11 protein-coding genes are annotated in these 13,215 nt (G+C 35.6%); 8 read left to right on the forward strand and 3 right to left on the reverse strand.

The genetic code is table 11. The annotated features are described in order from the left end of the window. Position 1: 1 nt before the first annotated feature. Positions 2 to 1,942 carry an amylosucrase gene (locus DFQ03_RS15785; RefSeq protein WP_133674207.1) on the forward strand — a complete coding sequence of 647 codons (1,941 nt, stop codon included), beginning with the start codon at positions 2 to 4 and terminating at the stop codon, positions 1,940 to 1,942. Here the strand turns inward: DFQ03_RS15785 and DFQ03_RS15790 are convergent. The 3 genes from DFQ03_RS15790 to DFQ03_RS15800 are packed head-to-tail and all read right to left on the reverse strand — an operon-like array spanning position 1,929 to position 4,738. Continuing rightward, positions 1,929 to 3,065 carry an ATP-binding protein gene (locus tag DFQ03_RS15790; RefSeq protein WP_133674208.1) on the reverse strand — a complete coding sequence of 379 codons (1,137 nt, stop codon included), beginning with the start codon at positions 3,063 to 3,065 and terminating at the stop codon, positions 1,929 to 1,931. The two genes, DFQ03_RS15785 and DFQ03_RS15790, sit on opposite strands and share 14 nt — an antisense overlap. A 44-nt stretch (positions 3,066 to 3,109) precedes the next feature. Continuing rightward, positions 3,110 to 3,862: an SDR family NAD(P)-dependent oxidoreductase gene (locus DFQ03_RS15795; RefSeq protein WP_133674209.1), complete on the reverse strand. Its 753-nt coding sequence runs from the start codon at positions 3,860 to 3,862 to the stop codon at positions 3,110 to 3,112. Positions 3,863 to 3,874: 12 nt separating this feature from the next. Then, positions 3,875 to 4,738, reverse strand: a complete 864-nt coding sequence (locus DFQ03_RS15800; RefSeq protein WP_133674210.1) for an aldo/keto reductase — start codon at positions 4,736 to 4,738, stop codon at positions 3,875 to 3,877. Positions 4,739 to 4,909: 171 nt separating this feature from the next. Here DFQ03_RS15800 and DFQ03_RS15805 point away from each other — a divergent pair, with 171 nt between their 5' ends. The 7 genes from DFQ03_RS15805 (at position 4,910) to DFQ03_RS15835 (ending at position 13,214) form a co-directional block, all read left to right on the forward strand. After that, on the forward strand, positions 4,910 to 5,911 hold the full coding sequence (locus tag DFQ03_RS15805; protein ID WP_133674211.1) for an AAA family ATPase: 1,002 nt from the start codon (positions 4,910 to 4,912) through the stop codon (positions 5,909 to 5,911). A gap of 85 nt (positions 5,912 to 5,996) precedes the next feature. Beyond that, positions 5,997 to 6,863, forward strand: coding sequence for a DUF58 domain-containing protein (locus tag DFQ03_RS15810; protein ID WP_133674212.1), 867 nt, complete (start codon positions 5,997 to 5,999; stop codon positions 6,861 to 6,863). A 5-nt stretch (positions 6,864 to 6,868) separates the two neighbouring features. Further along, positions 6,869 to 8,530 carry a hypothetical protein gene (locus tag DFQ03_RS15815; protein ID WP_133674213.1) on the forward strand — a complete coding sequence of 554 codons (1,662 nt, stop codon included), beginning with the start codon at positions 6,869 to 6,871 and terminating at the stop codon, positions 8,528 to 8,530. After that, positions 8,531 to 9,529, forward strand: coding sequence for a vWA domain-containing protein (locus tag DFQ03_RS15820; protein ID WP_133674214.1), 999 nt, complete (start codon positions 8,531 to 8,533; stop codon positions 9,527 to 9,529). Between the two features lies 1 nt (position 9,530). Beyond that, entirely contained in the window at positions 9,531 to 10,577 is a 1,047-nt protein-coding gene (locus DFQ03_RS15825) for a VWA domain-containing protein (RefSeq protein ID WP_133674215.1), read from the forward strand. After that, entirely contained in the window at positions 10,570 to 11,430 is an 861-nt protein-coding gene (locus DFQ03_RS15830; protein ID WP_133674216.1) for a tetratricopeptide repeat protein, read from the forward strand. Before DFQ03_RS15825 ends, DFQ03_RS15830 begins: the two co-directional genes overlap by 8 nt. A 59-nt stretch (positions 11,431 to 11,489) precedes the next feature. After that, complete coding sequence (locus DFQ03_RS15835; protein ID WP_133674298.1) at positions 11,490 to 13,214, forward strand: BatD family protein; 1,725 nt, start codon at positions 11,490 to 11,492, stop codon at positions 13,212 to 13,214. Position 13,215 lies beyond the last annotated feature (1 nt).

The following is a 13,215-nucleotide window of genomic DNA, read 5'->3' on the forward strand; positions in this document are numbered from 1 at the left end:
AATGAACCAAGCTGAATTACATAGGTTAATGACCGTAAAAGGTCAAAAGAAAAAAGATGCTACATCTTTATCATCTTTATTCGACCAAAGATTAGCGACCAATCTTTCGCTTATTAAAAATCAGTTTTTTTCATTATATCAAGAAACAGAACATAAAGCACATTTCTACACTCTTTTAGATACTTTAGAAAGGCTTTTCAACGACCGCCCAGCAGAACTTCAAAAACAAGACATTGTACGCTTAAATTCGGGAAACTGGTACCAAAGCGAACAAATGGTCGGTATGCAATTGTATGTTGACCGTTTCAATCAAAACATCAACGGACTCAAAGAGAAATTACCTTATTTTGAAGATTTAGGCATTAATTTTCTTCACCTAATGCCCATAACTACAAGACCTGTCGGTGAAAACGATGGTGGTTATGCCGTAAATAGCTATCATGAAATTGATCCTAAATACGGAACAAAGGCAGATTTTACCACGTTTACCAAAAAAGCACGAGAGAATAATATATTCATAATGTTAGATTTCGTTGTCAACCATACCTCAGATGAGTTTATATGGGCGAAAAAAGCGAAAGAAGGCAGCCTAAACCATCAAAATTATTATTATACCTATTCTGACCGCCATATACCAGATGAGTTTGAAAAGGCGCTACCAGAAATATTTCCGCAATCGGCGCCCGGAAATTTCACCTATAACAACGAAATGGAGAAGTGGGTTATGACTTGCTTCAACAACTACCAATGGGACCTAAACTATAGAAACCCCGAAGTATTTATTGAAATGCTCGGTAATTTAATGTCTTTAGCGAATTTAGGTGTAGATGTTATACGTTTTGATGCCCTTGCATTTTTATGGAAAAAATTAGGAACATCATCACAAAATTTACCTGAGGCGCATACGCTTATTTCACTTTTTAGAATGTGCCTGCAAGTAATTGCACCAGGTGTTATTCTTTTGGCAGAAGCTATTGTTGCCCCTAGAAATATTATAAAATATTTTGGTGAAGACATAAACGAAGGTAACGAGTGCGAAGTTGCATACAATGCCTCTTTAATGGCTTTGCTATGGAACTCTATTGCCACTAAAAAAGCCAATTTAATGGTCAAGAGTGTTACCGAGATTCCGAATAAACCCAGCGACGCTACTTGGATCAATTACATTCGTTGCCACGATGATATCGGACTTGGTTATGACGATGATTTTGTTCGTGCCATGGGCTTTGATCCAACAGCTCACAAACAATTTATATTAAATTATTACTGTGGCAAATTAGAATGGTCACCCGCAAAAGGGTTAATGTTTATGTACAACCCTAAAAATGGTGATGGTAGAATTACTGGTAGTGCAGCTTCTTTACTCGGACTCGAAACTGCATTAGAGCAGAACAACAAAAATATTATCGACTATGCTATCACTAAAATATTAATGATGCATGGTATTATTCTAACCTTTGGTGGTATACCCATGATTTATGCCGGCGATGAAATTGGCACATTAAACGACTACTCTTACGAGCAAAATGAAGATCATGCCAATGATAATCGTTGGGTGAATAGACCTATGCAAAATTGGGATGTTATTGCTAAATTGAACACTGAAAAAGAGAGTCCTTCCACAATTATTTATAACGGATTAAAAAACATGATTCGTTTACGAAAAGAGCACAATGTATTTGCAGATAACAACGATATAAAAATTCATGGTTGTCCAAATGAACACGTATTTGCTTATGAGCGTACTCATGAAGGCAATAGCGTTTGGGTACTATCCAACTTTAATGAGGTTACCGAAAAGTTAAACATAGCTTGGTTACTATACATAGGAATTCGTACTGGCAAAAATTCTATTAATTTACTTACAGGCAAGACTTTTGAACTTATTAATAACGAATTACCACTAAAGCCCTACGAGCAACTTTGGATTAAGAATATTTAACTTTTCTAAGAACACGAAGCGCTTCTTTAAGCGAAGCATTTATTCCTGGGTATTTTGGCTTTAAAATCTGCCTAGCATTTTCCATTTGTTCTTTGGCTTCTTCAAATCCGTTGAGAAAGCATATTAAATATGAATCTGCTAAATATTTCAATTGCCTAACTTCAGCAATACTCAATCCGATATTTTTATTTGCCTTTGCCACCAAAATATTATTGCTTTTATATATCTTTTTTAGCTCGTCTTCATCATGTATTGGTGGATCAAAAAGTAAATCGCTCGTAATTTGGTAGGTGCCGTTTTCACTGAAATTTATAACCACCTTTTCTAAAGGATAGTACTTTTGCTTAGCTGCCAAACCTAGCTGCACATACTCAATCGTGGTAAATGAATCATTGTTATACGTAATGGTAACCTCATCTAAATTAGAGTAGAATAGTTTTACCTGTTCGTTTATTAATTCAATATCGACCCGGTAGAAATATGTTTCTCCATTTACTACTTTTTTATTGCCTGCCCAGCAGACTACAAATTGTTCTTTAAAAACCTTGTAGTCACTTTCTAAATCTTTATGTCGATGATTTAAAAAATCTATAACACCATCTAAAGTAAGCTCAATATTGTTTTTCGCATGCTGTTCGATAGTGGCGACAGCCTCAGAATTGCTATCTTTTAATTCTATATCAAAAACTTTAGGCAAGCTTATACTACCTTCTCTAAAAAATACAGAACCTCCGTAATATTTCCATATGTTTTTTCTGAGCGAACAAATTTTACCAATAGATTTTATAGTCACCAACCCCACAACTTTACCTTCTGGCAAATGTGGAAATGGAATGTTCTCGTAAGATATTAACGGGGGATTATCTAAATAGGCATTCACCAAATTTTGAATCTTACTATCATCAAAAAAATCTACCCCTACAATTTTATTATCTTCATCTTCAACCCCTATAACTATAAAAGAATTATTTGAAGGATTACTGTTTGCCAAAGCACAAACATGCTTTAAAAACTTACCCTTGCCTTCTTTTTCTCCGATTGAAATAAATCGCTTTTTATCGTAAAAACTATTCTCGTCGTTATGAGCGAGTAAGTTTTTTACCAAAAGGCGTTTATTGATCATGATTAGCTATTTATCTACGAACGATTCTTCAATTACTGCCTAATTTATGATTTATCTACAATGGTAGAAGAAGCTTGCGCCGTTGGCATTACTATCAAATCAGCGATATTTACATGATATGGTCTAGTGACAACGAAATGAATAATATCTGCGATATCTTCTGGTTTTAAGGGTTGAAATCCTTTATACACATTCTCGGCTCTATCATCATCTCCTTTAAAACGAACATTGCTGAACTCGGTTTCTACCAACCCAGGGTTTACCGCCCCAACACGAACTCCCGTGCCGTTAAGATCTATTCGCATTCCTTGATTAATGGCATCGACAGCATGCTTACTTGCGCAATATACATTGCCTTTTGGGTAAACTTCTTTACCTGCAGTAGAACCAATGTTAATGATATGACCAGATTCACGAGCGACCATTTGAGGGATTATGGCTTTTGAAACATACAATAAGCCTTTTACATTGATATCCAACATGGCATCCCAATCATCAATATTGCCATCTTGAATGGTATCCATTCCATGAGCGTTACCTGCATTATTGATCAAAATATCTATTTGAGAAAATTCTTTTGGTAGCGAATCAACCGCTTCTTGAACAGATTCTTTATTACGGATATCAAAATTTAAAGTGTGTACCTGAACTTCTTTACCAAGTTCTTCTTTTAGCGCATCTAGCCGATCTTGACGTCGACCACACAACACCAAATTAATTCCGTTTAAGGCAAATAGAATCGCTGTAGATTTTCCAATACCACTTGTAGCGCCAGTAATAAATGCTGTTTTTCTCATTATTTTTTATAATTATGCAACCTCGTGTCCTTCGTTAGCTTCCAGCAAGATAAACCAATCTTGTACATCCATATCAATTGAAACGGCATCCATAGCCATTTTTAACCGCTTTGGTGTCGCCGTGCCTACAACAGGGTGAATATTAGAGGGGTGTTTTAAAATCCAAGCCAACAAAAGTTGATCTTCTGTTGCATCATATTTTTTAGTAAAATCAGCCAATACTTTTTTAATTCTTGCATTTGCCTTAGACTCTTCTCTAAAATAATTACCCAGTGGACTCCAGCTCATTGCTAGTCTGTCATACGTTATACAATCGTCTAAAGTACCATCGTTCATTACTGCGTTACATGACAATGAAAACTCTACCTGATTCGCCTCAACTTGTATTTCTTTTTCTATAAGTTGAATTTGAGATGGTGTAAAATTTGACACTCCGAATTGCCTGATTTTTCCATCATTCTTTAATTTATCTATTGCCTCAGCGATTTCTGAGGGATTCATTAAAGGGCTAGGCCTATGCAGCAACAGCATATCTAAATGATCTGTCTGTAACATTTTCAAAGAACGCTCTACCGATGATACGATATAGTCTTTATTATAATCGTAATGCTTGACCCTGTTCGTACGCTCTGTTACATCGAACTGAATACCACATTTACTAATGAGTTGAATATCTTCCCTTTTTATTTCACTTTTTTTAAATGCTTTGCCAAAATCTTCTTCATTGGTATAATCACCATAAATATCGGCATGATCAAAAGTGGTAATGTTATTATCTAAGCAATGATTCATTAATGAGATCATCTCGGTGGTAGAATGCTTTTTCCCCCATTTACCCCAAGTCATTGTACCTGCAATTATTCTAGAATATTTCAATATATTGTTATTTGATTGATGAAATTAAAAAGAAATCCCTTAAAACCTTCATAAAAATCAGGGGTTTTCCAATTTTTTAACCTATCATTAACAGCGACTGAGTGAATAAATTTTCAATTTGCGTAACTGTTAAAATTAGAAGCCTTAACAATCAATAATATATAGTTTTAAATGGAAGAAAATACTTCAATTGACATTAGTGCTGTTAATGAGAAAATAGCAAAAGAAAGCGCTTTTATCGATTTACTGATGCTTGAAATGAATAAGGTAATCGTAGGCCAGAAATATATGGTTGAGCGTTTATTAATCGGACTTTTAGGACAAGGTCATATTTTGCTGGAAGGTGTACCCGGTTTAGCAAAAACCTTGGCCATTAACACACTTTCAAAAGCTGTTAAAGGGAGTTTTAGTAGAATACAGTTTACGCCAGATTTACTTCCGGCAGATGTTGTAGGTACTTTAATCTATAATATGAAACTGAATGACTTCTCGATTAAGAAAGGTCCTATTTTCGCAAATTTCGTTCTTGCTGATGAGATTAACCGTGCTCCTGCCAAAGTACAATCTGCTTTATTAGAAGCCATGCAAGAGAAGCAAGTGACCATTGGTGACGAAACTTTTATTCTTGACAAGCCCTTCTTAGTAATGGCAACTCAGAACCCGGTTGAACAAGAGGGAACATACCCGTTACCTGAAGCTCAAGTGGACCGTTTTATGTTGAAGACTGTTATCGATTATCCAAAAATAAATGAAGAGCAGTTGATTATGCGCCAGAATTTATTAGGTAATTATGAGACCGTAAACGCTGTTGTATCCATAGAACAAATACTAAGCGCACAGAAAGCGGTACGTGAAGTATATATGGACGAAAAGATCGAGAAATATATTCTTGATATTGTTTTCGCCACCAGATATCCTGAAAAATATAATTTAGAAAGTTTAAAACCTTTAATTAGTTTTGGTGCTTCGCCAAGGGGAAGTATCAACTTAGGTGTCGCTGCAAAATGTTATGCCTTTATAAAAAGAAGAGGCTATGTAGTTCCTGAAGATGTGCGAGCTATTGTACACGATGTTTTAAGACATAGAATAGGGATTACTTACGAGGCAGAAGCCGAGAATATTACCTCTGTTGACATCATCAACAAAATTGTAAACGAGATAGAAGTACCTTAAACTAGTTGTGATATTCGGTAAATACTATAATTTATGCCGAATATGTTAAACTGCTAACGGAGACTGTAAACTGTTTACTAAAAAAATGGATACCAAAGAGCTACTCAAAAAAGTACGAAAAATTGAAATAAAGACGAGACGTCTTTCTGACCATATGTTTGGTGGGGAATACCACTCTACATTTAAGGGTCGTGGTATGACCTTTAGTGAAGTACGACAGTATCAATTTGGTGATGATGTAAGAAATATTGATTGGAATGTTACCGCACGATATAATGAACCTTACATTAAGGTTTTTGAAGAGGAGCGAGAATTGACCATGATGCTCATGGTAGATATTAGTGGATCTGAATTATTCGGTACTACCAATCAATTTAAAAATGAAATCGTTACCGAAATATCGGCAACATTAGCTTTTAGTGCACTACAAAACAATGATAAGGTCGGTGTCATTTTGTTCTCTGATCAAATTGAACTTTTTATACCGCCTAAAAAAGGAAAAACACACGTTTTACGAATCATTAGAGAGTTGTTAGAGTTTAAGCCAAAAAGTAATAAGACAGATATTGCACAGGCATTAAAATTCTTAAGCAGTATCATGAAAAAGAAAGCGATTGTTTTTGTTCTTTCTGATTTTATTGATGAAGGATATGAAAAAACTCTTAAAATTACTGGTAGCAAGCACGATTTAACAGGTATTCGTATTTACGATGAGCGAGAAGAAACCATTCCTAATATAGGTATGGTGCAAATTGAAGATGCAGAGACCGGCAAATTACAATTGATCAACACAAAATCTAAAAAAGTACGTAATGCTTACGCTGCATATAACTTAGAACGTGTTGCCTACTTTAAAGATTCTTTTACCAAAGCTGGTTGCGGAGTTTTAGATTGTAGGGTCGATGAAAGTTATGTAAAAAAATTATTGGGCTATTTTAAAAGAAGAGGTTGATACGAATGATTTATACTAATAGAATAATTAAAAGCGGTGTTTCGTTCATAAAACGAATTTCACCTTTATTGGTATTTCTACTGTTCTTCGTTGAACTATCTGCTCAAGAACGACCAACGATTTCAACAAAAGTCAACACCACTTATATAAAAATTGGCGAACAGGTTCAATGGACAATTACAGTCGATATAGATTCTACCGATTTTGTTATTTTCCCTGAGGGGCAAACATTTTCACCATTAGAGACCGTAGAGGCATTTGCGACTGATACCACAAGAAAAAAAGACAGACTAACACTTCAAAAAATATACGCCCTTACCCAATTTGATTCTGGTGCATACAAATTACCATCGCAACGAATTGATATTAATGGAACTGGTTACATGACCGATTCTACACTGATCAATGTAGCTACCATACCAGTAGATACCTTGAATCAGAAAATGTACGACATTAAACCATTGATAAATGTTGAGAAAAGCAAGCTAGCTTTTTGGAAGTATTTGCTGATAGGTTTGTTGATATTGCTGATTTTAGGCGGACTGCTTTACTGGTTCGTTTTCCGTAAAAAACCACTTACAGAAGAAGAGAAAGTAGCACTTTTACCACCATACGACAGAGCTTTATTAGAACTTAAACGTTTAGAGAATTCTAAATACTTAATACAAGACGAGTACAAACAATACTATTCTGAACTAACTAGCATTGTACGTTCTTATTTAGAAGAAGATGCACATGTTACCGCACTAGAAAGTACCACGGGTCAATTAATCGAAAAATTAGAGCTATTAAAAGATGCTGGAGAATTAAAGTTGGACAATGATACCATCAAACAATTCTCACAAATATTACAAACGGCAGATTTAGTAAAATTTGCTAAGAATAAGCCTTCTACTTCGGTAGCAGAACAAGACAGAAAGTTAGTTGAACACATTGTCGAAAAAACCCATGAAGCTTTACCAGAACCTACAGAAGAAGAACTACTGGAACAGGCCGAATATCAAGAAGAATTAGAGCGTAAAGCTAAAAAGAAGAAAATTAAAATTGCAATAATTTCTACCATTGCTGTAGTATTGATTGGTATTACCATTGCCGGCGTAAAATTTGGTTTTGGTTATTTAAAAGATACCGTTTTAGGACATCCTACAAAAGAGCTTTTAGAAGGCGAATGGGTACGTAGTAACTATGGCTTTCCTCCTGTTCAAATAGAGACTCCGCAAGTTCTCGTACGTCAAAACATAAAATTACCGCCCGAAGCCAAGGCTGCCATTGAAGATATACAAGCATTTCAATATTCTAGTCCTATTGGTCTTTTTAATGTAGCCACGACATCTGTAACGCTGGCACAAAAAGATGTGGAGCCAGAGTTCGATAAAACCATTGAACAGATTTTATCGAATTTTGAAAGTCAGGGTGCAAAGAATATCATTACCAAACAAGAAGAGTTTAGTACAATAAGTGGTGTTAAAGGGGCGAAAGTTTTTGGTAGCGGTAAATTTTTAGCTCCAGGATCAAAAGAATTAATGGAAGGTGAATATACCGTACTACTTTTTGGTGGCAAAGGTTTTCAGCAATACATTATTCTAACTTGGTTAGAAGACGATAACTACGCTCAAGAAATAGTAGACCGAATTTTAGCATCGGTAGAAGTTAAAACAGAATTATAAATGTTCGATAATATATCATTTGCAAATCCTGATTTCTTTTGGCTGTTTCTATTACTGCCATTAGCAATCGTGTGGTATATATTTAAGCAAACAGAGCAAACTGCATCATTACGCATTTCTAGTGTAAAAGGTTTTACCTATAGCAGTATTTTACCGAAACTAAAACCAGGCTTGTTCATTCTACGCTTATTGGCATTAGGTGCTATGATTGTAGCACTGGCTAGACCACAGACAGAAGATATATCTACGCGCACCAAAACCACAAAAGGTATTGATATTGTAATGGCCATTGATGTTTCTTCTAGTATGTTGGCAAGAGATTTAAAGCCAAACAGGCTATCTGCATTAAAAGATGTTGCTGCAGATTTTATAAAGAAAAGACCTAACGACCGTATTGGTATTGTTGCCTATGCCGGTGAAGGATATACCAAAACACCGATTACTACAGATAAGTCTATTGTACTGAACGCACTTTCAGAAGTTACATACGGTCAATTAGAAGACGGTACCGCAATAGGTATGGGACTCGCAACATCGGTAAACCGGTTGAAAGATAGTAAGGCCAAAAGTAAAATCATTATTCTATTGACAGATGGCGTTAACAACACTGGTTTTATTGAACCCCAAACAGCATCAGACCTAGCTATAGAATTTGGTATTAAAACGTATACTATAGGTTTGGGCACCAACGGAAATGCCCTTTCACCTATTGCTTATAATGCCGACGGTTCTTTTAGATATGGAATGCGCCAAGTAGAGATAGACGAAGAGTTATTGAAAGATATTGCAAGTGCTACAGGAGGTCGATATTTTAGAGCGACGGACAACGAATCTCTAGAGGAAATCTATGATGAGATCAATAAGCTTGAAAAAACAGAGGTAGAGGAATTTAAATATTACCGCTACGAAGAGAAATTTAGACTTTGGGTTTTATTGGCCGGAGGTTTGCTTTTGTTAGAATGGATTTTAAGAAACACGCTTTTTAGAAGCTTTGTATAATATGGTACAGTACGACGAAAAAATATATTTCTATTTACTTATTATCATTCCGGTGATAGTGGTGTTGTTCCTATTATTATTGGTATGGAAAAAGAGAACACAAAAGAAATTTGCAGACTCAGAACTTTTAAAAAGACTAACACCAAATCGTTCTTATAACAAAGGAGGTTTAAAATTAGTCGTTTTTATTCTTGCCTTAGCCTTAATGATTATAGGTCTGGTGAATCCTAAAATCGGTACAAAACTAGAGACCGTTAAAAGGGAAGGCGTAGATATTGTTTTTGCTGTCGATGTCAGTAAAAGTATGCTTGCTGAAGATATTGCCCCAAACAGGTTGGAGAAGGCAAAACGATTGGTTTCTGAAATCATAAACCAATTGGCAAGTGATAGAATAGGAATAATTGCTTACGCAGGTCAAGCGTACCCGCAACTACCGATTACAACCGACTATGGCGCTGCTAAAATGTTCTTACAGGGCATGAATACAGATATGCTAACGTCTCAAGGTACAGCTATAGATCAAGCAATAGAATTAGCTACAACTTATTACGATGATGCAGAACAGACCAACCGTGTATTGTTCATTATCTCTGATGGTGAAGATCATTCAGAAGGTTCTACATTAGATGCTGTAGAAGATGCCGTTGATGAAGGCATTATTATTTACACCATTGGTGTTGGTAAAGAAAAAGGTGCTCCAATACCTATCAAAAGAAACGGAATTTTAGAAAGCTTGAAAAAAGACAGTCAAGGAGAAACCGTAATTACTCGATTAAACGAGAGTGTTTTAGTAGATATCGCAAATGAAGGTGATGGGCAATATATAGATGGCTCTAACACCGATGCAGCCGTAGAATTTATTAAAGATGAATTGTTAAAAATGGATAAAAAGGAATTTGAAGCCAAACAATTCGCAGAATATAAAGATCAGTTTCAATGGTTTATTGGTGGGGCACTATTGCTTCTCTTTTTAGATATATTTATCTTGGACCGCAAGACAAGCTGGTTAAAGAAACTCAATTTGTTCAATGAGAAAAGAAATGAATAAAATAAGCACAGTTTTAGTACTACTTTTTGTTTGCTTTTCATCTCTTGCTCAAGAGGTTGATGAAAAAGTAAAAGAAAAATCTTTACAGTCGTCTACCAATCTTACTTGGGATGCAAACAAAGCGCTATCTGAAGATAACTTTATTGCTGCAGAAGTAGCGTACAGAAAGGCTATTGCAAAAAGTACAGAGAATAGTGCTGCCCCTTATAATTTAGGTAACGCCTATTACGAAAATGAAACGTATAATGAAGCCTTTGGTAGATTTAAAGAAGCAGGCGAGGCATCTACCTCTAAAGTAGATAAACATAAAGCTTACCACAATATGGGAAATGTTTTTATGAAGCGTAAAGATTATGCAAAAGCAGTAGAAGCTTATAAAGAAGCCTTACGTAATGACCCTACCGATGAAGAAACCCGTTATAATTTAGCCTTGGCAAAAGAGCTTTTGAAAAAAGAACAAGACGAAAACAAGCAGGATCAAGACGACAAGGATAAGGACAAAGACGATAAAGACGAGAATAAAGATCAAGATAAAAAAGACGAAGGAGAAAACGAGGATAAAAAAGATCAAGGCGAAGACGGCGATAAGGGTGACGAGGGGGATCAGGACGAAGAGAAGAAAGACGATAATAAAGAAGGTGAAGGAGACAATAAATCTGATCAAAAAAAGAAGCCCGAACAAGGCGAAGGCGATAACGAACAAGAGCAACAGCAACCTAGACCGAATCAACTTTCTAAGCAGCAGGTTGAGAATTTATTGAGAGCCATGCAAAATGCAGAAAAAAAGGTGCAAGATAAAATCGATGCTAAAAAAGTAAAAGGTGCTAAAATTAAAACCGAAAAAGATTGGTAGACTTTAAGTCCATAGCTAAACTTGGGTTAGTATTAACCGTTTTTCTATCATCCGTATTGATGATGGGGCAAGATAACAATGACGTTACTTTTGAGATGAAACTAAGCAAACCTAAGCTTGGTCTAAACGAAAGACTACGTGTAGATTTTATTATGAACCGCGATGGCGATAATTTTAATCCACCAGATTTTACCGGTTTTAAGGTTATTATGGGACCATCACAATCTATTAGTTCTTCATGGATCAATGGTGTAAGAAGTTATTCTAAATCATATTCATACACATTATCGCCTACTGCTAGAGGTAAATTCACTATTAAACAAGCCTCTATCGTAATTGGTGGTGAAACATACAAGTCATTGGCACAAAATGTGGAAGTCACTGCGGCAGTAGACAAGCCTAGTGATCAAATGACAGCTGATGATATAGCAGATGAAAATTTACATTTGGTTGCCGAAATTTCAAAAACGAATCCGTATTTGAACGAAGCTATCACCGTAATTTACAAGTTGTATGTAAGTCCAGATATCAGGGTTTCGAACTATCAACCTTTAGATAACCCAACTTATAATAATTTTTGGAGTCAAGATATTAAAGTAAATGCTCTTAGTGCTCAAAATGGTACCTACAAGGGCAAGCCATATCGTTATGTAATCTTAAAACGTGTGGTTCTTTACCCGCAAAAATCTGGAAAATTAGATATTGAACCGTTATCGCTTGATGTAAGCGTAGATGTACCTACCCAAAGACGAGATTTCTTTGGTCAGAGAATGTATGCCCAAACAAACAAAACCGTATCTGCAGGAAACAGAACTATTAATGTAAAAGCGTTGCCATTAGACAATCAACCTGCTGATTTTAATGGTGCAGTAGGTGATTTTGATTTTTCGGTTACAACAAGTAAAAAAAGCTTAAACGCTTCAGAATCTTTACAAGCAACTATAGAAGTAAGTGGTAGGGGAAATTTAAAATTATTCAAACTTCCAGAACTAGAATTACCTAGTGCTTTAGAGGTTTATGAACCTGAGTTTACAGAAGGCGTTAGAACAACCTTAGCCGGTATGCAGGGCAAAGTGAGCAACCAATATACTATTGTACCATCCTTTAGAGGTAAATATCCAATATCACCTTTAAGCTTTAGTTATTTTAATCCTTCCACCGAAAAATATAAAACACTTACATCAGATGAAATTGTTATCAATGTTTTAGAGGGTCCGTTAAGCGCTTCTTCCAATTCTGATGCAACTACCAATAGCAACAAGCAATCTGTTGTTAGCAGCGGAAATGAATTCAATTTTTTAAAGCTGACACCAAACCTAACAAGTAAATCAGCTTCGTACTTTTTCGGTTCTACCTCTTTTTACTTGTGGTTATTGGGTCCGTTATTACTAATTCCATTAGCTATTTTCTTTAGAAAGAAAAGAGATGCTATTGCTGGTGATATAGTTGGAAATAAAATTAGAAAAGCTAATAAACTTGCCCGTAAATATTTATCTGCAGCAAGAAAACAACTAGGTAATAAAGAATCTTTTTACGTTGCCCTTGAACGAGCGCTACATAATTACCTAAAAGCAAAATTGAAAATAGAAACCTCAGAGTTCAGTAAAGATAAAATAACCGAGCTGCTTACAGAGAAGCAAATTGACGACACTACGGTAAACAGTTTTATAGCGCTTCTTAAAAATTGTGAAGCGGCAAGATACAGCCCATTCTCAAACGTACAAATGCAAGCCGATTATGATAAGGCAAGCGAGGTAATCTCTTTAATGGATAAACAATTATAAG

This window comes from Maribacter caenipelagi (genome assembly GCF_004364175.1).
GTDB lineage: Bacteria > Bacteroidota > Bacteroidia > Flavobacteriales > Flavobacteriaceae > Maribacter > Maribacter caenipelagi.

Excerpts from the sequence above, each read along its gene's own strand:
- DFQ03_RS15785 (WP_133674207.1), top strand. The coding sequence starts at position 2 with ATGAACCAAGCTGAATTACATAGGTTAATGACCGTAAAAGGTCAAAAG.
- DFQ03_RS15830 (WP_133674216.1), top strand. The coding sequence starts at position 10,570 with ATGAATAAAATAAGCACAGTTTTAGTACTACTTTTTGTTTGCTTTTCA.
- DFQ03_RS15815 (WP_133674213.1), top strand. The coding sequence starts at position 6,869 with ATGATTTATACTAATAGAATAATTAAAAGCGGTGTTTCGTTCATAAAA.
- DFQ03_RS15790 (WP_133674208.1), bottom strand. The coding sequence starts at position 3,065 with ATGATCAATAAACGCCTTTTGGTAAAAAACTTACTCGCTCATAACGAC.
- DFQ03_RS15835 (WP_133674298.1), top strand. The coding sequence starts at position 11,490 with ATGATGGGGCAAGATAACAATGACGTTACTTTTGAGATGAAACTAAGC.
- DFQ03_RS15810 (WP_133674212.1), top strand. The coding sequence starts at position 5,997 with ATGGATACCAAAGAGCTACTCAAAAAAGTACGAAAAATTGAAATAAAG.
- DFQ03_RS15820 (WP_133674214.1), top strand. The coding sequence starts at position 8,531 with ATGTTCGATAATATATCATTTGCAAATCCTGATTTCTTTTGGCTGTTT.
- DFQ03_RS15795 (WP_133674209.1), bottom strand. The coding sequence starts at position 3,862 with ATGAGAAAAACAGCATTTATTACTGGCGCTACAAGTGGTATTGGAAAA.
- DFQ03_RS15825 (WP_133674215.1), top strand. The coding sequence starts at position 9,531 with ATGGTACAGTACGACGAAAAAATATATTTCTATTTACTTATTATCATT.
- DFQ03_RS15805 (WP_133674211.1), top strand. The coding sequence starts at position 4,910 with ATGGAAGAAAATACTTCAATTGACATTAGTGCTGTTAATGAGAAAATA.